Here is a 20,982-nt window from a genome sequence, read left to right as displayed (position 1 = left end):
CAATCTCCCCGGAAGAATGGGCTGGCCGATGGATCGCGTCGACAAGATACTTGCACAATGGAAAAGGGAGCGCCCCGACCTCGATACCGAGGCGATGGGCATCATGGGTCGGCTGAAACGGCTGACGACGCATCTCGCCCGCGAGGTGGACCAGGTGTTGCAGCAGCAGGGGCTGTCCTCCTCGTCCTTCGATGTGCTGGCAACCCTCAGGCGTTCGGGCGCGCCGTATCGGCTCTCACCGGGCGATCTGCTCTCCATGACGATGGTCAGCTCCGGCACCATGACCAACCGGATCGACCAGTTGGAGAAAGCCGGGCTGGTCGAGCGCGTTCTCAATCCCGACGATCGGCGAAGCGTCCTCATCGCCCTGACCGAAGCGGGACTTGCCGCCGTGGAAAGCGCAGTCGGTCTGCACGTCGCCAATCAGCAGCGTTTGACGCAGGGCTTCAGCGCCGAGGAGAAAGCGCAGCTTGACGCCTTGCTGCGCAAGTTTCTGGCGACATTCGAGTAGCCGGACCAGCCGCCCTCCTCGCGTGTGCCCTTGGCATCGGTGGGCGGCAGCCTCCTTGCTTTGGCCTCAGATGTTCAGGTCGACCCAGATCGCGGCATGATCGGACGCCGCGTGTTTTTGGCTCGGTGAGTTCCGGATACGTCTCCCAGCGTCTCGGCCGGCTTCCGGGCCAGGCGCCTTTGCGGAAGACGCCGCCGCGCTCGACCTTGTCGAAAAGCTTCGGCGACAGGAGGAGGTAGTCGATCTTGTTGCCGGCGTTGCCAAGGCCGAAGGTGCCGGGAAAACCGCCGTCGTCGAACGCGGGATGTGTAAAGGCGTCCCGGAGCGTGCTCTCTTTCAGCGGCGTCAGCGGAGCGCTGTCTGGTGTGTCGTTCAGGTCACCAATCAGCGCGATATGGTCGAACCCTTCGGCGATGCGCTTCTCGTAGATGTCCCGAGCTCGTTGCGCTTGCGCATGCCGGCGAGCATCGGAGGACTGGGCGCTCCCGAAACCCTTGCTCTTGAAATGATTGACCATGACAAGCAGCGTCACTCCTGCAGGAGTGGTCACGCAGTACTCCGGGCAATCGCGGGAGAAGATCGGGTTGCCTGCCGCATCCCGATCGTCGACGTGGCTGCGCATGATATCGAGGACGAAGCCGTTGCGCGTCAGGAGCCCGACATCGATCCCCCGCTCATCGTTGCCATCGATAACCATGACCTGATTGAAGGGCATGCCGCCCACAGCCGGTAACACCTGCGTATTGAACGCCGCGAGGACCGGCCGACTTTCGACTTCGACAATCCCCAGGACGTCGGCATTGAGGTCGCTCATGACGCGCGCGGTGTTTTGCATTGCGATTTCATTGATCGGCTCGTCTCGCAGCTCGAGCGACCCGACCCAATCGATACGACCATTGGCCGTTATCACAACGCCGCCAGTCCTTGGCCGCTTCAGAAGATTGCCCCGGTTGCGACGAAGAATGACAAAGGGGCCGATATCGCTCTCCTCCATGCCGAGCTCGATGATCAAGGTGGCCATGCGGGCTTTGTCGGCGCTGCTGTAGGTGACCTGCCCCAACAATTGCTGCAATTCTGCAAAGCGGTCCAGAACGACTCGCCCCTCCGCCCAGGTGTCCAGGTTCATGGCCTTTGCGCGGTCGAACAGGTTTTCGACATTGAACGATGCAAGCCTCACGTTTCTCCCTCCCATTTATCGAAAGGTTGGCACGCATATGTTGCATTTCCATGATGTCCGCGTGACATTCAGCGGCTGATGACCACCTAGAATAGGCTTCCCTGCTTTGGCGGCGCCTGCTCGTCGTGCGGTTTCGCGGCTCGTTTCTTCTGCGCGGAGGAGGACGCGCCCCCGTCCGTCGTCACCGCGCCGACACGACCATCCGCAAACTCGATCGAGATGCCTGTCCCCGACGCCAACATCGCCGCCTGCGACACGGGCCTGTTCTCGTCGTCCCGGATAACCGCGTAGCCTCGCTTCAGCACGTTCTTGTAAGATAGGGACTGCAGTACACGATCTTGAGCCGTGAGCTCACCGCGTGCCCGCGTTAGCTGATGCCTGACAGCGGTGTCGGCGTGACGTGACAGATTGGCCAGGTGATCACGCTGGCGCGCCGTCTGGGTCTTCAGGCGCGCCGGCAGCGTCGCAAAAATCGCGTCCGCACGGCCAACCCGCGATTTCGAGCGGTCGAGAAGACGCTCGATCGTCCGCTCCGCGCGCGTCATACGTTCGTTCAGATATTGGCGCCGCTCCGTAATGCGGTTCGACAGGACATCGGGCCGCAAATGCGCGGCGATCCGCTCAAAACTACGGCGCTTATTGATCGTGTTGAGTTCGAGACCGCGGCCAAGACCGGCGGCCGCCTCATCGAACCGGCGCCGCGGCAGGGCCAAGAGCTGATCCAGAGAAGGCAGCGCGCGGACGAGAGCCCGAACCGACTGGCGATGATGATCCATGCGGCGGTTCATACACCCCTGCAGGCGCGCGGCGAGTGCTGCTGTCTGCGCCCCCAGTTCGGCCTTCACCGGAACCGCCATCTCGGCCGCTCCGGTCGGCGTCGGTGCGCGCACATCTGCGGCATAGTCGATCAGCGTCCAGTCAGTTTCGTGTCCGACCGCCGAGATCAGCGGGATCTGGCTCTCGGCAGCGGCACGCACAACGATTTCGTCGTTAAAGCTCCAGAGATCTTCAAGGCTGCCGCCGCCACGGGCGACAATCAGAACGTCCGGGCGCGACATGTCCCCACCAGGCTCGAAGCTGTTGAAGCCTCTGATGGCGTTGGCGACCTCTTCACCGGAACCGTCGCCTTGGACTTTGACGGGCCAGACGATGACATGAACCGGGAAACGATCGGAGATGCGGTGGAGAATGTCGCGAATGACCGCGCCCGTCGGCGAGGTCACGACGCCGATCACCTTCGGCATGAAGGGTAGCCGCCGCTTGCGGGACTGGTCGAAGAGCCCCTCGGCGCCAAGCCTGCGCTTGCGTTCCTCGATGAGCGCCATCAGCGCGCCGGCGCCGGCCGGTTCCAGCGTTTCGATAACGATCTGATATTTCGATGAGCCGGGGAATGTCGTCACCTTGCCGGTGGCGATCACCTCCATCCCTTCTTCGGGACGGAATTTCAGCCTGGAGAAATTGCCCTTCCAGACGACGGCATCGATACGCGCGCGGTCATCCTTCAAGGAAAAATAGGCGTGGCCGGAAGAGTGGGGCCCTCTGTAGCCGGAAATTTCGCCCCGCACACGCACCTGGTCGAAGGCAGTCTCGACGGTGCGCTTGATCGAGCCGGAAAGCTCCGAAACCGAATACTCGGCAAGATTGCTCGGCGAATCATTCTCGAAGACATTGCTCATGGTCCTGTTCTAGCCGATGCGGCGGCAAAGAGCAGCCCTTGTCTTAGTCAGGCATTCTGCGCACTCAGCTATTGCCGCAAGCTAGTCTGGCGGTATTACAAAAAACCAGGCGCAAGGCCGCTTAGTCGGAATCTCGCAACAATGGCTTTTTCGGCTCACGCCCTTGCCGAACCAAGCCGCATCCGGAGAGGAAACCATGGAGATCAGCCTAAGGAAGCTCTTCGACCGGTATGAGCGCTTTTTCAACCAGCCCCTCGGCGGCGACGTAGACAGGGAAGGCGTCGCTTCTGGCTCGACAGGGGGATGTTTTTTCAACCGAATTCGCAAGAGCTCGGTTTTTTCCGTGGCAAATCAGTTGCTTCATTGAACCACGCCGCGAAACTCGCGGGACCGTTTTCCCCGACAATCCTTGGAGAGCGATGATCGGGCAAACGACAAAAGGAGTTTGCATGTCCGACCGTTTTGCTTCCCACGCACCCTCTCTTACTGGTCCGGCAAGCGCCGGCTTCGCCATCGTTCCCAATGACAATCTCGATCTCCCGGAGATTACAAGAGCGGTCTATGTCGGCATCGGCGGAGACTTGGCTGTGACCCTGGCGTCGGGGCAGGTTCTGACCTTTGCCTCTGTTTCAGACGGGTCGCTGCTGCCGCTGCGGGTTTCCCGTGTCCATGCCACCGGCACTACGGCAGAGAGCGTTCTCGGGCTCGCTTAGGTGCCCGTCCCGCCAGCGGCGCTCCTGTGCCGATTGCGAACACTGGGGAAAACCGTAACAAACCGCTCCATTAATTGTTCGACAAGACAGACCCGTCTATACTGAAGCAAATCAGGAGATGCTGATGATCGCTTTGACAGCCACCACACTGGGCTTTGCCACTGCGCCAATGCGTTCGATCTTTTCGATGGTGTTGGTCGGCTGCCTCGTCTGCGTCGCCTACGCCTGCGCGGCCCTGGTGTCATTGACATCCATTCTGGATCTTGCAGCCGCGATCGTTTGCTATGACGCTGGCCTTCTGATCTGCCTTCTCGGCCTCCACGCTTTCGCGCGTATCCTCGATCGCCGACGCTTCGTCTAAATTCTACGTCCCAGTGGGCACGTAACGAAAGAACCGAATGGGTGCACCTTCGGGCGCTGGAATCGGCCTCAGGTAAGCCGGGACGATTCCCTTCGTCAGCTGCGCGTAAAGACCATCCGGCTTCATTTTGGCGAGCTCCGTGGTCTGCGGATAGTCGGCGCAAAAAGCCAGAACCGTGACCCCTGCACCCTTCAGGAAGGCCTCGGCTTCCTGCGGTTCCGCCAGGCCGATATGCATTTCCGTCAGCATGCCACCTTGGTTTCGATGGTACGGCGCGGCCAGAATCCGATTCCCTGTAAAGCGGAGAATCGAGACGCCCACGTCGGACGGCGCCGCCACAAGGCCCGGGGGAACATCGGCCAACGGCGCCAGAGCCGACTTCGACGCACAAGAGGTTTTTGTGGACGCCGCTTGCAGGACGCTCTCGTTGTTCACCTGCATACCGATCAGCCCTCCCGTGAGCCCCCAGACTGCCGCCACACTCATAAGAACAGTGGAAAGGTAGCAGAAGGCAGCGGCGACATCCTCGCTGTCGCTGGCCGATAGACGTCGCAGGTCGATGATCAGCAACGTCAGCGGCAGGACCGCGAGAAGATTGGAAAACATCGTGCCGCGCACCTGAAAGGCCGCGATTGCCCAGCTGACGGAAAGAAGGAAAAGAAGGATCAGGTGAATTCGCACCCGGTCCCTGAAAACAAGGCGAAGGATGCAGACGGCTATTGCGAAAACCCCGGTTGCGTAGAAAAAGCCGAGCGTGAACGGATCCCGCTGGTCTAGCGCAACAATCGACTGAGCTTCCTGCACCCCGTCCAACCATAGCGTGACAAGGAGTGGATCGAGGTCAGCCAGCGGGTTGCGGAGGCATTGCGGAGCGATCGTGATCGCAGAGGCGAGGACGACCGCGCCGATCCCGCCCAGAACGACAAACCGCAGCAGCCGGCTTGTTCTGCTGGCGAGGGTGGCGGCACACAGCAACAGCCCGCCGCCAATCGCCGCGAGACTGTAGTAGCCGAGCGACAGGTTATCACAGCTGACTGCCGAATAGAGCCGCGGTGGAACGGTACCGAAGAAAAGCAGACTGATCGAAAGAGCCAAGGCCAATCCGAAAGCCTTGGCTGCGCCTGCGAACGGCTCGCCTTCCCACGCCCACGAGATGGCAACAACCACGCACGCTGCCGCCACGAAAGGCGTTGTTTCGGCGCCGATGGCAATCGCGGTTGCTGCCGCCAGTCCTGCGACCGCGTAGCTGAGCGGTCGATGGTCTTCATCGAGCAGCATCGCCGTCATGATGGCGACCAGCGCGAACTGGACATTGTGGTGGTCGATTGCGCCAGGCAGGAAACGGTTGCTGGCGACCAACAGCATTGCGGTCAGCCCTAAGGCGATGTGCATTCCGAACACGCCGCCGATGCGGCGGCCGGCAAGCCCCATGGCCCAGAGGCTGGGGACGGTTAGTGAAAGCGGCCAGACGGCAAGCGCAAGCGCCTCTGCCCGCTCCTGCGGGAGAAATAACTCGAAAAATCTGATCAGCGTGGCGATAGGAAGGTCAATTAGGCGGGACCAGTGCATCAACGTGCCCTCGCCGAGACCCATCCGGTATTGCATCAGGTCGAACCAGCCCTGGCCGTTCAGGAAATCGCGCACCTCGACAAGCCGCATACCGTCATCGTTATCCGCGCCGACATAATCCGTGGCGCCAGGCAGCTTCAAAGCCAGGATCGCGGCAACGAGGAGGGCGCTGTAGAGGAGCGCCGAAGGCCACAGCCTAATCATCATGGTGCGCAGCTTGGCGGTCAACGATGCCGATGTCGGCGCATCGACCATCTGGGCAACATTCGTCATGAAGCGGATCTCACCGTTTTGAGTAGCAAGAAAGTAACGCGCTCCTGTCAAGAAACCGTAAAGGTCCCACTGGCCGGCGGTTTTCGTGGGATTCATAGCTAGTTGTTAACGGCCACCATCTATTCTTGAACGGATTTCTTCGCCACGGGTTTGATCATGACTGGATCGCGGATCGACAATCTGAATATTGCGGTGCTCTTACCGTGCTACAACGAGGCCTCGACCATTGGCGCCGTTGTCCGGGGGTTCCGATCTGCGCTGCCGGGCGCCGTGGTGCATGTCTACGACAACAACTCGACGGATGGCACCGCCCTCCACGCGATGCTTGCCGGCGCAAGCGTCGTGCGTGAACGGCGGCAAGGCAAGGGCCACGTTGTCAGACGTATGTTCGCCGACATCGACGCCGACATCTACATCATGGCGGATGGCGACGCGACGTACTCCCCCGACGACGCCGATGAACTGATCCGCACGCTACTGACGGAGCGCGCCGACATGGTCGTCGGCACGCGGCGAGGCGTGCAGGCGGACGCCGGCAGGCAGGGTCACGCCTTCGGCAACAAGATTTTCAACGTGCTCTACCGAACGATCTTTGGAACCGACTTCACCGATATCTTCTCGGGCTACCGCGTCTTCTCGCGACGCTTCGTCAAGAGCTTCCCTGCCGTCTCGGGAGGTTTCGAGATCGAGACGGAGATGTCCGTGCATGCATCGCGTCTGAAGCTGCCGATCAGCGAACTTGAGCTGGACTACGGCCGCCGGCCGGAAGGCTCTCATTCCAAGCTTTCCACATTCAAGGACGGCGCAAAGATCCTTTGGATGTTCGCGATGCTGATGAAGGAAACCCGCCCTTTCGCGTTCTTTGGCATCGTCAGCGCCGCCTTTATGCTGGCCAGTCTGGGATTCATGGCGCCTGTTCTCGTCGAGTATTTTGAAACGGGTCTTGTCAGCCGAATGCCGACATGGGTTCTGTCCATGGCACTGATGATGGTATCATTCATGATGTTTACCGCCGGCGTGATCCTGGACTCCGTTTCGCGCGCCCGCGCCGAACAGCTTCGTATCCACTATATGAGCCTTGCGTCCCCTCGCCCACGCGAGCAGACGCCGTTGCTGGTGGATGATCTCGACACTGCCCGACAATTGCCGAGTAGAAACGGCAGCAGATGAAGAAGCTGCTGCGCTTCGCGATTGCAGGCGGCCTTGGCTTTCTCGTGGATGCCGGGGTCTTGGCGTTTTTATTGCATGTCACGCCACTTGGCCCATTCCTGGCGCGCTTGATCGCGATTGCTCTCGCAATGGCGACGACATGGCTCTTCAACAGAACTTTCACGTTCGATCGCTCGGGACATTCGCTCGCCGTCGAGGGATTTCGCTACGGCTCCGTCGGCGTAACCGCGGCACTGGTTAACTATGGACTCTATTCAGCGCTGTTGTTGCGGCTGCCCGACCTGCAGCCGCTCGCGGCGATGGTGCTCTCCACCGCCGCCTCCATGGTGTTCAGCTTTATCGGCTATTCCCGCTTCGTCTTCCGCCGCGACTGAATCAGACCGGCTCCCAGCCGTCCTTCTCGCTCGCGCGATAGATCGAATCGATGAACTTCTGGCTGAGCTTCGAGCTCTCCAGCGTCACGATCTCTTCACTCTCGCCCTTGGCAGCCCGCGCAAAGGCTTCGGCTTCGCGCTTGTACTGACGGCTGTCCGGGAAGCGGAAGATCGTCGATTCATTGTGGCTGCGGTTGGTCAGCTCGATTTCCTCGGCGCCCCAGCGGTCGGCGTTGAAGGGCGACTTCACCTCGATGAAGCCATCCGTGCCGTGGAAGACCATGACCTGGCGGTTCGCCATCTGCGTTGCGACATAGAAGGTCAGCTCGAAGTCGCCGAAGTCGGCCTTGACGCTCGAATAGATGTCGGTGCCGAACTCAGGGTCGCGGCGGGTAACGGCCTGAACACGGAGCGGCTCCTTGCCGGTCGTGAAGCGTGTTGCGATCGTCGGGTAGACGCCGATATCGGGAAGCGCGCCACCGCCGAGCTCGGGGATATTGCGCATGTTGCCGGGATCGCGGTTGAAATAGGTAAATGCGCCCTGGACATGCAAGAGCGTGCCGATCGCGCCATCCGCGATCAGCGAACGGACCTTCCGCCAGACCGGCGTGTAGGTGACCATATAGGCCTCGGTGACGAGAACCTTGTTGCGGTCGCGGGCGGCGATCAGGCTGTCGATCTCATCGGCCTTCAGCGCAATCGGCTTTTCGCAGAGCACGTGCTTGCCGGCGTCAGCGGCCTTGATGGTCCACTCGACATGCTGCGAGGTCGGCAGCGGGATATAGACGGCGTCGATCTTGTCGGAAGCCAGCATCTCCTCGTAGGAACCGAAGGCGTGCGGAACGGAAAAGCGATCCGCCATCTCCCGGGCTCTCGCCAGATCGCGGCTGGCAACCGCCGTCACGACGCAGTTTTCGGCGTCCTGGATGGCGGGGACAACGAGTTCACGGCCGATCTTCGCGGTCGAAAGAATACCAAAACGCAGCATAGCCTCACTCCTCTCCTGGTTCGATTTTTGCGCACCTTAGTAAGGCGACGGCGGCGGCGCAATGGCGTGATCACAATTCAAGGAGCAGGTTTCCATCGCACGATGGCCGCGCTAGGTTACCTCCCGGCGGCGTTCTGTCGCGTCATCGATTTCAATCAATTCAGCACTTTAGGAGAGCGCCATGGATATGCGCCGTCTTGGAAAAACTGGCCTTTCAATCGCCCCGATCGTCTTCGGCGGCAACGTCTTCGGCTGGACCGCCGACGAGAAGACATCCTTCGACATTCTCGATGCCTTCTTCGACGCCGGGTTCAACACGATTGACACGGCCGACGTCTATTCGGCCTGGGTGCCGGGCAACAAGGGCGGCGATTCCGAGGAGATCATCGGCAAGTGGCTGAAGCGCGGCAAGGTCTCCCGTGACAAGGCTGTCATCATCACCAAGGTCGGCTCCGACATGGGCCAGGGCAAGACGCTGAAGGAAACCTATATCCTGAAGGCGGTCGAGGATTCGCTGCGCCGGCTGCAAACCGACCATATCGACCTCTACCTCTCGCATTGGCCTGACGAGAACACGCCCTATGAAGAAACGCTCGGCGCCTTTGCCAAGCTGAAGCAGCAAGGCAAGATCCGCGCGATCGGCTGCTCCAATCTCGACGCGACACAGCTTCAGGCGTCCTTCGATGCCGCCGAGAAGGTCGGCGTGCCGCGCTACGACGTGATCCAGCCGGAATACAATCTCTACGAACGCGCTAGCTTCGAGGGACCGCTGGCCGATCTCTGCGTCAAGGAAGATATCGGCGTCATCACCTACTTCAGTCTTGCCGCCGGCTTTCTCTCCGGAAAATACCGCAGCAAGGCCGATACGGAAGGCCGCGCCCGAGAAGGCCGGGTGGCGCAGTATCTCGACGACAAGGGAATGCGCATCCTTGCAGCGCTCGACAAGGTCGCGGCGGAAACCGACGCCAAGCCGGCGGAGATCGCGCTTGCCTGGCTGCTCAGAAAGAAGGGCGTGACGGCGCCGATCGCCAGCGCCACCAGCCTGTCGCAGCTTGACAGCCTAACCAAGTCGGCGACAGTTTCGCTCTCCGACGAGGCAATGGCACTGCTCGACACTGCGGGCGCGTGACGGGAGCCAGCCGATGGCCGTGACGATCCGCTATGCGAAGCGCGAGCACGGAGCGCGCTGACGCGAGCTTCTTGGCCAATTAAGTTCCCAGGCGGACAGCGTGCGGGAGGCAATGCCAGCTTCCTTTTCCAAGCCTTCTGCCGCCTTGCCCGCAAGAGCGCCACCAACGACCCTATAATCGGCCGCCGCCCACGCCTCTCGCGCCGCCTTCATCATTGTCGTCTTGCCAGCGCCGGCACAGCCGTGATGCGCTCCGATCCGGCGACACGTTCGATCGCGGTTTTCTGCTCATCCGACAGACGGCCATACCGCGAAAGACTGACCGACCCGAGAACTCGCACGAGCCCTCAGCCTGGCCAGCTTCTTAAGTATTACCTTCGGCTAAGCGGTGTAAAATTGAATAAAACAGCTCCATAGATAAGATGTAACCCTATTGGTGTATGCGTCGCGATACATCATACCGCTGATTACTGTCGTTCTCTCTTTCCGCAAACATGACAGGATACTTCCCTGGACATGTGTCGCAGTGCGAGTGAGGGGCGTTCGTCATGCTGAGGATCAACATCAAGAACCGCGACTATCTGAGCGCATACGGCGGAACGTCGAGCGTTTACAGCGCAGCGGTCACTGGCAGTGCTCTTCTCGCGAACGCAACAGTAGGTTCCTCAACGGGGGCTCCGCCGATTACCGACGTGAACGCCGTCGGCTCGGTAAGCTCGCTTACGGGAGCACAGACCACAGCATCTCCTCTGACGAGTGATCCAGCCACGTCGCAAATGTCTCCGGCTTCAGGTGCGCCCTCAACAGGCGATACGACCGGCGGAGCCAGCTTCGCGCTAACGACCGCCGGGGCATCGACGACAAGTTCTTCCACGCCCGACCCACAGACGACAGCGAAGCCACGCACGGTCCTGCCTCCCGATCCTTCCACGCCGATTGCCACGACGTCGCTGGAATCTGCCCTTTCGGCTGCTCCCGAGGTGACACTGCCGGTCTCGGGCGCAAGCGATACGTCGAGTGCGCCGATCCTGAGGTTTTCGGCCGCAAGTGTGGGGACGGCTGAGGACGATACTTCGTCCGCGTCATCCACGTCAGCGCCGGCGACGCTGGCCGCGACGGCCTCGACGACACCTGTGATGACAGTCACAGCGGCAGTAGCGGCCACTCCAACGCTGAACAAGATCGCCCGCGAAAACGCGCTGAAAGGCGACCCGATCAGTGAATGGGGCCTCGACGGCGACGGCGGCGGGACTATTCAGGGCTTTGCGACGGAAATCAGCACCAATGTCGGCGGCACCGTAGACTTCAAGATCGCAACGGACTCGACCCATTACCGCATCGACATTTATCGTCTCGGCTATTACGGCGGCGACGGCGCGCGCAAGGTTGCGTCGATCGACAAGTCATTGACGACGGCTCAGATCCAGCCGCACCCCATCGTCGACATGTCGCTTGGCCTTATCGACTGTGGCAACTGGTCGGTTTCAGCGAGCTGGCAGATTCCGGATGACGCAGTATCCGGCGTGTACATCGCCAAACTGGTGCGGGAGGACGGGACGGAAGACGCAAGCATCATTCCGTTTGTCGTGCGCGACGATGCTTCGCACAGCGACATCGTCTTCCAGACCTCCGACACGACCTGGCAGGCCTACAATGCATGGGGTGGGGCGAGCCTCTACGAAGGCAATGTACCGGTCGACCCAGCAGACATGATCGGCTACATGCCTCCAAACTGCAGTTGCGGCCTGACTGCGATTGGGCGTGCATCGGCAATCAGCTACAACCGGCCGATCATCACCAATACAAGCGTGATGGGAGGAACGTGGGACTACATCTTTGGCGCCGAGCACTCAGCAATCCAATGGCTTGAGCAAAACGGCTATGACGTCTCCTACATCTCCGGCGTTGATGCGTCTCGCAATGGCAATCTGCTCCTCAACCATCAAGCCTACCTCTCCGTTGGCCACGACGAATACTGGTCAGGCGAACAGCGCGCGAACGTCGAAGCAGCCCGCGATAGTGGCGTCAACCTGGCGTTCTGGAGCGGAAATGAATGCTACTGGAAAGTACGATGGGAAAGCAGCATTGACGGCAACGGCCAAGCCTACCGGACCATGGTTTGCTACAAGGAGACTTGGGGGACAAGCACGGATCCGAGCGATATCGGCACCGGCACTTGGCGCGATCCACGCTATGCCGACCCCGGACAGGAGCCGGAGAACTCACTGACCGGAACCATGTTCACGGTCGACAGCTATCGCTCCGATACAATTTCAATACCTTATGACTATTCGAACCTGCGTTTCTGGCGAAACACCGACGTTGCCAACCTCCAGCCCGGAGAAACATACAATCTCGTCCAGAACCTGCTTGGCTATGAATGGGATTCCGACGTCGAAAATGGGTTCCGGCCAGACGGGCTGATCAACCTGTCTCTGTCTACGGTGGCGGTGAACACTTACCTCCGGGATTATGGAACAAGCGTTGGCGATGCCGTCGTCGACCACAGCCTGACGATGTACAGAGCCGCAAGCGGAGCTTTGGTGTTCGGCGCAGGCACCGTTTTCTGGTCCTGGGGATTGAACGATCAACACCAAGGCGCCGAGACGCCAACCGACCCTAACGTCCAGCAGGCTATGGTCAACATGTTCGCGGACATGGGCATCCAGCCAACGACTCTGGATGCCAGCCTTATTCTCGCGACGCAGTCCACTGACCACCTGAAGCCAACATCAACGATTACGTCGCCAATCATCGGTGCGAGTTTTGTCGAAGGCCAGCACGTCACGATCACTGGAACGGCCCAGGACTTCGGCGGCGGCATTATCGCCGGGATCGAGGTGTCTACTGACGGCGGCCAGCATTGGTTCAAGGCAACCGGCCGTGAAAACTGGAGCTACAACTGGGTCGTCCAGGCGAGCGGCACCTACACGATCATGTCGCGTGCAGTCGACGACAGCGTCAACCTGGAGACGCCATCGTCCGGAAAGCAGGTCACTGTCACACTGCCGGACACGACCGGTCTTTGGACACTGGCCTCCAAGCCCACGCTCGAGACTGCGGTCGACCGCGACGGCGTCGAGCTCGGGGTCCGTTTTCAGTCCACCACCGGCGGCTATATCGAGGGGATTCGCTTCTACAAAGGCTTCTACAACGTTGGTGAACATAAAGTCAGTTTGTGGGACGCCAATGGGACACTGCTTGCCACGGGCGTATCGACGGGCGAGTCCCTTTCAGGCTGGCAAACAGTCACCTTTTCCACTCCAATTCATATCCCCGCGGGGACGACCTTCGTTGCCTCCTATCACAGCAACGGCTTCTATTCAGTCACCGAGAACTATTTCACTCCTGGCTCGACCTATACCAATGGCGTGCTGAAGGCAGTTGATGGTGGTGGTGTTTATGCATACGGCGCCACCAGTACCTTCCCGGGCAACAACCCTGGCGGATCAAACTACTGGGTTGATGTTGTGTTTGACGCTGGTCCGAACAGCATACCCGTGGCAACCGACGACAGCGGCTTTACCATCTCCCGCAATGGCGTTTTGACAGTGTCATTTGCCTCGCTGACAGCCAATGATGCTGACGCCAATGGTGATGCGCTGACGATCATCGGCGTTGGCAATGCAGTCAACGGAACGGTTGCGCTGGATACTCAGACCGGCAACGTGATCTTTACACCGAACGCCAACTACATCGGGCCTGCAAGCTTCAGCTACACCCTTTCCGACGGGCGAGGTGGCACGGACCAGGGGAGCGTGAGCCTTTCCGTGGAGGAAGTTGCTGCCGGCGTTTCGCTGTTTCAGCCGAACGAAGGTCCCACGGGGCAGGCCTTTACCGACAATTCTGCAGTCGAGTTGGGCATGAAGTTCACCTCATCGAGCAGCGGTTCGATCACCGGAATTCGTTTCTATAAGGCGGCCGGCGATACGGGTACCCACACTGGTTCGATCTGGAGCACTGACGGCACGCTCCTGACGACTGTAACTTTCACCAACGAGTCTCTCAGCGGTTGGCAAACCGCAAAGTTCTCCAGCCCGATCCAGATCCAGGCCGGGGTAACCTACGTCGCATCGTATCACACGACCGGGACCTATGTGGCAACTGTCGGCTACTTCAACACAGCGCATACCAACGGAGCCCTCACCGGCGTTTCCGCGACGGCGAGCGGAGGGAACGGCGTCTTTTCCTACGGCACCGGCACGACCTTCCCAACATCCAGCTATCAGGCATCCAATTACTGGGTCGATGTCGTATTCAATCAATCGACGGTGAATTCGGTGCCTGTTGCAGCCAACGATAACGGCTTCAGCACCTACTCGAGCACGGCACTATCCATTGCGGCAGCAGCCCTCCTGGCGAACGACAACGACCCGGATGGCGACCCGTTGTCGATCACGGGTGTTGCAAACGGGGCAAACGGCACAGTCACTTTCGATAGCGTGACAAATACGATCGTGTTCACTCCGACAACAGGATACGTCGGCGCGGCAAATTTCTCATACACGATCGCGGATGGCCGCGGCGGTACCGCCTCGGCAACCGTCAACTTGACGGTTGGCGCACAGCCAACGGGCACAGGCCTGTTTTCGTCAACGGATACGCCGACCATTGCTGCGGACAATGATCCAGGATCGGTGGAACTCGGCGTCAAGTTCACCTCTTCCGAAAGGGGCGAGATTACTGGCCTGCGCTACTACAAGAGCGCGCAAGACACCGGCACGCACGTCGGTTCACTCTGGAGCAGCACCGGCGTCCTGCTTGCGTCCGCAACTTTCTCGAACGAGACAGCAAGCGGCTGGCAAACGGTAACCTTCTCGCAACCTGTCAGCATCTCCGCAGGCGTTACCTATGTGGCAAGCTATCATTCGAACGGCTTCTATGCGGCCACGCCAAACTATTTCACGACCAGCCACTCAAACGGCACTCTGACCGCATCTTCTACGGGCAATGGCGTTTATGCCTATGGCACAGGCAGCCTCTTCCCGAGCGCGACCTACAATTTGACCAACTATTGGGTCGACGTTCTTTATCAGCCAGCGACTCAAAACGCTGCCCCCGTCGCTGCGAACGACTCCGGAATATCAGGTGTTGCAAACACCCAATTGACGATCCTCGCCTCGGCATTGCTCGCCAACGACAGCGACCCCGATGGCGACGCGATTTCCGTCACCAGTGTCGGCAACGCGCTGCACGGAACGGTGTCCTTCGACAGCCAGTCGAACATGATCACCTTCACGCCGGAAACGGGCTACACCGGATCTGCGAGCTTTTCCTACACCATCGCCGATACGAAGGGTGCAACGTCCACTGCGCAGGCATCCCTCAACATTTCCAACGAAGGCAGCGAGCAGAATGTCTTCGCCGCCGGTACGACGCCGGCGATCGTCTCCGTCAACGACAACAGCCCGGTCAATCTCGGCATGAAATTCCAGTCGGATGCAGCGGGCTGGATCACCGGTATTCGCTTCTACAAGAGCGCGGAAAATACCGGAGCACACACAGGCTATCTCTGGACAGCAAGCGGTACCCTGCTGGCGAGCGCCACCTTCACCAACGAGAGCGCAAGCGGTTGGCAATCTGTCGATCTCTCGCAGCAGGTCGCCATCGATGCCGGCTCGACATACGTCGTATCCTACAGCACGAACGGCAATTACTCGGCAACCGGCAACTACTTCAGCGACACCACGACCAACGGCAATCTGCAGGCGATGTCGTCGGCGCTGAGCGGTGGTAACGGCGTCTATGCATATGGCTCCAGCGGGCTGTTCCCGACGAGCACATTCAACAGCACCAACTACTACGTGGACGTGGCATTCAGGCAGCAGCTCGCAGCGTAACAGCGAGTGGGGGAGTATCAATGACAGGTGGCGACAAGCGCCTCCCAGTAACGGTTTTGGCGGGTTTCCTCGGCGCGGGAAAGACAACCATCCTCAACCATGTATTGCGTAACCGGGAAGGACGCCGGGTTGCCGTCATCGTCAACGACATGAGCGAAATCAATATTGATGCTGAGCTCGTTCGTGATGGGGGTGCCAACCTGTCGCGCACCAATGAAACCCTGGTGGAACTCACCAACGGCTGCATCTGTTGCACGCTGCGTGACGATCTGTTGAGCGAAGTGCGTCGGCTTGCTGCCGACGGTCGCTTCGACTATCTGTTCATCGAGGGCACCGGCATCGCCGAACCTCTGCCGATCGCCGCTACATTCTCTTTTCGCGACGAAAACGGCAGCGCGCTTTGCGACGTTGCGCGGCTTGATACAATGGTGTCGGTCGTCGACGCGGCAAACCTCCTGGCGGATTACTCGAGCGCCGATTTCCTGAGCGATCGCGGCGAAACTCGCGACACCGATGACGTACGAACGCTTGTAGACCTGCTCGTAGAGTAGATCGAATTTGCCGATGTGGTCGTGATCAACAAGGTTTCCGAGGTCAGTTCCGAGACCCGCGCGATGGTGCGCCAGATCGTTGCGGCACTCAATCCCGATGCTCGCGTCATCGAGACGGACTTCGGCCATCTCCCGCTTTCCACCATTCTGGACACCGGCCTTTTCAGCGAGGCCAAGTCGGCCCGTCACCCGTACTGGCACAAGGAGCTCTATGGCTGGGGCGACCATGTTCCGGAAACCGAGGAGTACGGGATCTCAAGCTTCGTCTATCGCGCACGCCGTCCTTTCGACCCCGCCGCGCTCGACCGCTTTCTCGCGCAGCAGTGGCCGGGCCTCATTCGCGCCAAGGGACACTTTTGGTTGGCGACGCGGCCGAACGAGATCGGGCTCCTTTCGATTGCCGGTACACAGCGACGCATGGACACCAAGGGCTTCTGGTGGGCAAGCGTGTCAAAGGCGCATTGGCCACGCTATCCGCAGTTCCGCCAACTGCTCGACCGCTATTGGGACGCCGTATGGGGCGATCGCCGCCAGGAACTCGTGTTCATCGGCGCCGGCTTCGATAAGCGGGCGATCAGCGCCGCGCTCGACGATTGCCTGATCGGAGACGAAGCAAGCTTCGACCCCGATCTCGGTAGGCATCTCGCGGATCCGTTCCCGGCCTGGCAACACGCACAACATCACCATCCATGATCAGCTATCGAAACGAGGAGACGACAATGAGCAATGAACTCTATGCAGATGGAATTGGCGAAATCACCGTTACCGGCACCATCGTGCGCATCGATCTGATGTCGCTGTCGGCCACCGAGCGCGATGCGAGCAACAACCCGAAGCCGGTATTCCGCCAACGCATTATCTTGCCGGTCGACGCGTTCGCGAATGCGGTCGACCTGATGCAGAAGGCGCTTGGCGGGCTTGTCGAGGCGGGTGCAGTGCGTCGCATCAACGACCTGCCATCGGCCCCCAAGGCTGAAATCATTCAGCCGTCTGGTGCATCGGCAAACGCCTCGCCGAACTTCAACTGACCAACGCCTCTTCTTCAACGCAGACACCCGGGTGGGCCATGAGTACGTTTTTGCACACCAATCTACACTGCCTTGCTCTCGTCGCACGCCATCACGGCGTCGATCTATCACCCGAACGCCTGCAGCACGACTACGCAGTCGACGAGCGGCCGGTCGAAATGCGGCAGCTGCTGCGCATGGCGAAGGATGCCGGATTGCGCGCACGGCAGATCAGCCTTTCCTGGACATCACTCGTCCAGTTGGGCGAGGCCTTCCCGGTTCTGGCGGAACTCGACAACGGCAACTGGGTCGTCATTGCCGGCCCGGCCATGGGTGAAGAAGAGGCAAAAATCAGGGTTCTCGACCCGCTCGCCGAGCGCCCTGACTTCATTCTCCTGAACGAGGAGCAGTTCACCAGGTCTTGGCGGGGATCCGTCGTGATGATGAAGCGAAACTTCAGCATCAACGATGCCGACCAGCCTTTCGGCTTCCGCTGGTTCATTCCCGAGATCATCAAGCAGCGCAGCTTCTTCCGCGATGTTGCCCTTGCCGCCATCGTCCTCTACGGCCTTGGCCTGATGACGCCGATCTTCTTTCAGCTTGTCATCGACAAGGTGCTGGTCCATCAGAGCTACGCAACGCTGACGGTCCTGACCATCGGCATCGGCATTGCCCTTGTCTTCGATGCTGCCTTCAGCTTCCTACGCCGTTACCTGTTGCTCTATGCGACGAACCGGATCGATATCCGCATCGCGACACGCACGTTCGGGCATCTGCTCAATCTTCCAATCGCCTTGTTCGAGCAGGCTTCGGCGGGCGTCCTCGTGAAGCACATGCAGCAGACAGGCAGGATTCGCGAGTTTCTGACCGGCCGCCTGTTTCTGACGCTTCTCGACGGCGTGTCATTGCTGGTCTTCATTCCGATCCTGCTTCTTTACAGCGTCAAGCTGACCCTCGTCGTCATCGGATTTGCCGCCCTTGTCGGCCTCGTCGTCATGCTTCTGGTCGGCCCCTTCCAGCGTCGTCTCCAGGCGCTTTACAAGGCGGAAGGCGACCGCCAGGCTTTGCTCGTTGAAACCGTCCACGGCATGCGCACCGTCAAATCGCTGGCGCTTGAACCACGCCAGCGCCGCGCCTGGGACGACTATTCGGCGCAATCGATTTCCGTCCGGTTCCGTGTCGAGAAAATCTCGACGGCCGCCCAATCGATGACCGGGCTCCTCGAAAAGCTGATGAGCGTTGCGATCATCGGGCTCGGCGCTCTCGACGTCTTCAGCGGCGCGATGACGATTGGCGCATTGGTCGCATTCAACATGCTCGCCGGTCGCGTGTCTGGCCCGCTTGTCCAGATCGTGACGATGGTTCACGAGTACCAGGAAGTTGCGCTTTCGGTGCGGATGCTGGGTGAGATCATGAACCAGCGCCCGGAACAGGCTGGCCGCGGTCGCGGCATTCGCCCGCACCTTCGAGGCAACATCCAGTTCGACAAGGTGACGTTCCGCTACGGACCAGATGGCCCGCCGGCACTCGACGATGTCTCCTTCAACATTCCTGCCGGCTCCGTCTTCGGCGTCGTTGGCAAGAGCGGTTCCGGCAAGACGACGATCACGCGACTGATCCAGGGTCTCTATCAGAACCAGCAGGGTATTGTGCGGATGGACGGCTATGACAGCCGCGAAATCGACCTTGTGCATCTCAGGACGAGCACCGGTGTCGTGCTGCAGGACAACTTCCTTTTCCGCGGCACTGTTCGCGAAAACATCGCGGCGGCAAAGCCCGACGCAAGTATCGAGGAAATCATGGAGGTGGCACGCATTGCCGGCGCCGAAGAGTTCATCGAGCGCCTTCCGCGCGGTTTCGACACGATGCTGGAGGAAAACGCCTCGAACCTGTCGGGCGGGCAGAAACAGCGTCTGGCAATTGCCCGGGCACTCATCACCGATCCGAAACTGCTGATCCTGGACGAGGCCACCAGCGCGCTCGACCCGGACAGCGAAACGATCATTCGCCAAAACCTCAGCCAGATCGCGGCCGGGCGAACGGTGGTTATCGTTTCTCACCGCCTCTCCACGCTTGTGGATGCGGACGCCATTCTCGTCGTCGAACGCGGCAAGATCGCCGATATCGGCAGGCATGATCAACTGGTCACACGCTGCATGACATACCGTCACCTGTGGTCCCAGCAGATGAGGCAGGTAGCATGAACGCGCGCGCTGAAAAACCAAGAGAGAACCTTCCAGTTCCAGCACCCGCCCCGGTCACTCAACCGGCGCTCAGGCGCTCGCTGCCGGCCGCGATCGCAGAGTTCCAATCCGATGCCGTGGAGCTGGAGGAACGCGCGCCGCCAAGAGTCGCTCGCATGACGCTTTACGGCATCACCGCGCTGATTGCCGCGGCAATCGTCTGGGCGTCCGTTTCGTCGATCGACGAGGTCGTCGTTGCGCCCGGTAAACTGATCACGACGCAGCCGACCATCGTCGTACAGCCTCTCGAAACGTCCATCATCCGAACGATCAATGTCGCAGCCGGCGAGATCGTTAAGAAAGGTCAGGTGCTCGCGACGCTCGATGCGACATTCAGCCAATCTGACGTCGATCAGCAACGGGCAAAGTTCGCGGCTCTCGACGCCCAGGTGAAACGCCTCGAAGCCGAGCTTGCCGGTACCGACTACACCCAGACGGCCGGCGGATCCCGCGACGAACTGCTTCAGATGCAGCTTTTCGGGCAGCGCCGCGCTTATTACATGGCGCAGCTGCAGAACTACGACCAGCAGATTGCGGCACAGGCCGCGACGATCACTTCAAGCCGGAACCAGGAGACGGTCCTTGCCAATCGGCGTGATACCTTGTCACAGATCGAGGGTGCCCGCGAACGGCTTTACAATCGCGAAAGCGGATCTTTGATAACACTGCTTGGATCGCGCGACGCTCGCCTGGATGTCGAGACCAGTCTTAGCGCTGTCCAGGGCCGGGCAGATGAGGCAGAGCATACCTTCGCCAAGCTGAAGGCGGATAGACAGGCGTTCATCGAAGACTTCCGACGCGCCGCCATGGAGCAACTGGTCGATCTGCGCAGCCAGCGCGACACCGCCGCTCAGGAACTGAAGAAGATGGAGCTTCGGCGTGACATGGTTGCACTGACGGCACCTGCGGATGCAGTCGTGCTTGATCTTGCCGCACGCTCGGTTGGCTCCGTGGTTCGAGAGGCCGAGCCCATTGTGACGCTGGTTCCGCTCAATGTACCGCTGGAAGCCGAGGTTTCGGTCAATACCCGCGACATCGGCCGCATTACCAATGGCAAGGAAGCGCGCATCAAGTTTGACGCCTATCCGTTCCAAAAGTTCGGCACTGCATCCGGGACGGTCAGAACGGTGAGCCGCGACGCCTTCACCCCATCGCAGCAGGAGGCCGCAACCCAGACGGCGGCCCCTTATTTCAAGGCACTCATACCGCTCGCTGACCCAAGGCTAAAGGGCTCGGACGAGCCCGTGCGTCTGCTGCCCGGTATGACGGTTTCAGCCGAGATTATGGTGGGGCATCGTACCGTCATCTCCTACTTCCTCTATCCCATCTTGAGAGGACTCGACACCGCAATCCGCGAGCCCTGAAAACGCCAGATGGCCGCTGGCGCCGCAAATGCTTGA

Annotated in this window: 16 protein-coding genes and 2 pseudogenes; 12 read left to right on the top strand and 6 right to left on the bottom strand. The window is 60.1% G+C overall.

What is annotated here, in order from left to right; translation table 11 throughout:
• The first annotated feature begins 28 nt into the window (after positions 1-28).
• Complete coding sequence (locus tag FHX16_RS01630) at positions 29-511, top strand: MarR family winged helix-turn-helix transcriptional regulator (protein ID WP_183753422.1); 483 nt, start codon at positions 29-31, stop codon at positions 509-511.
• Here the strand turns inward: FHX16_RS01630 and FHX16_RS01625 are convergent.
• Positions 447-1,688: an endonuclease/exonuclease/phosphatase family protein gene (locus FHX16_RS01625; protein WP_259126381.1), complete on the bottom strand. Its 1,242-nt coding sequence runs from the start codon at positions 1,686-1,688 to the stop codon at positions 447-449. The genes FHX16_RS01630 and FHX16_RS01625 overlap by 65 nt on opposite strands.
• Before the next feature lie 86 nt (positions 1,689-1,774).
• Entirely contained in the window at positions 1,775-3,364 is a 1,590-nt protein-coding gene (gene xseA / locus FHX16_RS01620; RefSeq protein WP_183860676.1) for an exodeoxyribonuclease VII large subunit, read from the bottom strand.
• Positions 3,365-3,560: 196 nt separating this feature from the next.
• On the opposite strand from xseA, the gene FHX16_RS01615 reads away from it, so the two are divergent.
• The 3 genes from FHX16_RS01615 (at position 3,561) to FHX16_RS01605 (ending at position 4,438) form a co-directional block, all read left to right on the top strand.
• On the top strand, positions 3,561-3,731 hold the full coding sequence (locus FHX16_RS01615; protein ID WP_246712559.1) for a hypothetical protein: 171 nt from the start codon (positions 3,561-3,563) through the stop codon (positions 3,729-3,731).
• Positions 3,732-3,813: 82 nt separating this feature from the next.
• The gene (locus FHX16_RS01610) at positions 3,814-4,077 is read left to right on the top strand and encodes a hypothetical protein (RefSeq protein ID WP_183753428.1); all 264 of its coding nucleotides are present in this window, start codon (positions 3,814-3,816) and stop codon (positions 4,075-4,077) included.
• Positions 4,078-4,201: 124 nt separating this feature from the next.
• The gene (locus tag FHX16_RS01605) at positions 4,202-4,438 is read left to right on the top strand and encodes a hypothetical protein (RefSeq protein ID WP_183860678.1); all 237 of its coding nucleotides are present in this window, start codon (positions 4,202-4,204) and stop codon (positions 4,436-4,438) included.
• A 3-nt stretch (positions 4,439-4,441) separates the two neighbouring features.
• Here the strand turns inward: FHX16_RS01605 and FHX16_RS01600 are convergent, their stop codons facing one another.
• Complete coding sequence (locus FHX16_RS01600; RefSeq protein WP_183860680.1) at positions 4,442-6,280, bottom strand: hypothetical protein; 1,839 nt, start codon at positions 6,278-6,280, stop codon at positions 4,442-4,444.
• 156 nt (positions 6,281-6,436) lie between these two features.
• On the opposite strand from FHX16_RS01600, the gene FHX16_RS01595 reads away from it, so the two are divergent.
• Entirely contained in the window at positions 6,437-7,450 is a 1,014-nt protein-coding gene (locus FHX16_RS01595; protein ID WP_183860682.1) for a glycosyltransferase family 2 protein, read from the top strand.
• Positions 7,447-7,824 carry a GtrA family protein gene (locus FHX16_RS01590; RefSeq protein WP_183753436.1) on the top strand — a complete coding sequence of 126 codons (378 nt, stop codon included), beginning with the start codon at positions 7,447-7,449 and terminating at the stop codon, positions 7,822-7,824. Before FHX16_RS01595 ends, FHX16_RS01590 begins: the two co-directional genes overlap by 4 nt.
• Before the next feature lies 1 nt (position 7,825).
• On the opposite strand, the gene FHX16_RS01585 is transcribed toward FHX16_RS01590, so the two are convergent.
• Entirely contained in the window at positions 7,826-8,812 is a 987-nt protein-coding gene (locus FHX16_RS01585; RefSeq protein ID WP_183860684.1) for a Gfo/Idh/MocA family protein, read from the bottom strand.
• A gap of 181 nt (positions 8,813-8,993) precedes the next feature.
• Here FHX16_RS01585 and FHX16_RS01580 point away from each other — a divergent pair, with 181 nt between their 5' ends.
• Entirely contained in the window at positions 8,994-9,941 is a 948-nt protein-coding gene (locus FHX16_RS01580) for an aldo/keto reductase (RefSeq protein ID WP_183860686.1), read from the top strand.
• Positions 9,942-9,998: 57 nt separating this feature from the next.
• Here the strand turns inward: FHX16_RS01580 and FHX16_RS01575 are convergent.
• Positions 9,999-10,252: pseudogene (locus FHX16_RS01575) on the bottom strand (AAA family ATPase); the annotation flags it as partial.
• Between the two features lie 299 nt (positions 10,253-10,551).
• Entirely contained in the window at positions 10,552-11,106 is a 555-nt protein-coding gene (locus FHX16_RS01570; RefSeq protein ID WP_259126380.1) for a hypothetical protein, read from the bottom strand.
• Here FHX16_RS01570 and FHX16_RS01565 point away from each other — a divergent pair.
• The 5 genes and pseudogenes from FHX16_RS01565 to FHX16_RS01545 all read left to right on the top strand — a co-directional run bounded on the left by FHX16_RS01565 (position 11,078) and on the right by FHX16_RS01545 (position 20,946).
• Complete coding sequence (locus FHX16_RS01565) at positions 11,078-15,781, top strand: DUF4082 domain-containing protein (RefSeq protein ID WP_259126379.1); 4,704 nt, start codon at positions 11,078-11,080, stop codon at positions 15,779-15,781. The two genes, FHX16_RS01570 and FHX16_RS01565, sit on opposite strands and share 29 nt — an antisense overlap.
• A 20-nt stretch (positions 15,782-15,801) precedes the next feature.
• Positions 15,802-17,025 (top strand): annotated as a pseudogene (locus FHX16_RS01560) (GTP-binding protein).
• Between the two features lie 26 nt (positions 17,026-17,051).
• Positions 17,052-17,360, top strand: a complete 309-nt coding sequence (locus FHX16_RS01555) for a hypothetical protein (protein ID WP_183753448.1) — start codon at positions 17,052-17,054, stop codon at positions 17,358-17,360.
• A 38-nt stretch (positions 17,361-17,398) separates the two neighbouring features.
• Positions 17,399-19,543, top strand: a complete 2,145-nt coding sequence (locus tag FHX16_RS01550) for a peptidase domain-containing ABC transporter (RefSeq protein WP_183753450.1) — start codon at positions 17,399-17,401, stop codon at positions 19,541-19,543.
• Entirely contained in the window at positions 19,540-20,946 is a 1,407-nt protein-coding gene (locus FHX16_RS01545; protein WP_183863530.1) for an HlyD family type I secretion periplasmic adaptor subunit, read from the top strand. The genes FHX16_RS01550 and FHX16_RS01545 overlap by 4 nt, the downstream gene beginning before the upstream one ends.
• Positions 20,947-20,982 lie beyond the last annotated feature (36 nt).

It is taken from the genome of Rhizobium sp. BK661 (genome assembly GCF_024808825.1).
Classification (GTDB): Bacteria; Pseudomonadota; Alphaproteobacteria; order Rhizobiales; family Rhizobiaceae; genus Rhizobium.
This window is presented reverse-complemented; position numbering and strand designations above follow the sequence as displayed.

What these genes read in the sequence shown, in the direction of transcription:
- FHX16_RS01630 (WP_183753422.1), top strand. Translation starts at nt 29, where the DNA reads ATGGATCGCGTCGACAAGATACTTGCACAATGGAAAAGGGAGCGCCCC.
- xseA (WP_183860676.1), bottom strand. Translation starts at nt 3,364, where the DNA reads ATGAGCAATGTCTTCGAGAATGATTCGCCGAGCAATCTTGCCGAGTAT.
- FHX16_RS01615 (WP_246712559.1), top strand. Translation starts at nt 3,561, where the DNA reads ATGGAGATCAGCCTAAGGAAGCTCTTCGACCGGTATGAGCGCTTTTTC.
- FHX16_RS01610 (WP_183753428.1), top strand. Translation starts at nt 3,814, where the DNA reads ATGTCCGACCGTTTTGCTTCCCACGCACCCTCTCTTACTGGTCCGGCA.
- FHX16_RS01605 (WP_183860678.1), top strand. Translation starts at nt 4,202, where the DNA reads ATGATCGCTTTGACAGCCACCACACTGGGCTTTGCCACTGCGCCAATG.
- FHX16_RS01600 (WP_183860680.1), bottom strand. Translation starts at nt 6,280, where the DNA reads ATGACGAATGTTGCCCAGATGGTCGATGCGCCGACATCGGCATCGTTG.
- FHX16_RS01595 (WP_183860682.1), top strand. Translation starts at nt 6,437, where the DNA reads ATGACTGGATCGCGGATCGACAATCTGAATATTGCGGTGCTCTTACCG.
- FHX16_RS01590 (WP_183753436.1), top strand. Translation starts at nt 7,447, where the DNA reads ATGAAGAAGCTGCTGCGCTTCGCGATTGCAGGCGGCCTTGGCTTTCTC.
- FHX16_RS01585 (WP_183860684.1), bottom strand. Translation starts at nt 8,812, where the DNA reads ATGCTGCGTTTTGGTATTCTTTCGACCGCGAAGATCGGCCGTGAACTC.
- FHX16_RS01580 (WP_183860686.1), top strand. Translation starts at nt 8,994, where the DNA reads ATGGATATGCGCCGTCTTGGAAAAACTGGCCTTTCAATCGCCCCGATC.
- FHX16_RS01565 (WP_259126379.1), top strand. Translation starts at nt 11,078, where the DNA reads ATGACAGTCACAGCGGCAGTAGCGGCCACTCCAACGCTGAACAAGATC.
- FHX16_RS01555 (WP_183753448.1), top strand. Translation starts at nt 17,052, where the DNA reads ATGAGCAATGAACTCTATGCAGATGGAATTGGCGAAATCACCGTTACC.
- FHX16_RS01550 (WP_183753450.1), top strand. Translation starts at nt 17,399, where the DNA reads ATGAGTACGTTTTTGCACACCAATCTACACTGCCTTGCTCTCGTCGCA.
- FHX16_RS01545 (WP_183863530.1), top strand. Translation starts at nt 19,540, where the DNA reads ATGAACGCGCGCGCTGAAAAACCAAGAGAGAACCTTCCAGTTCCAGCA.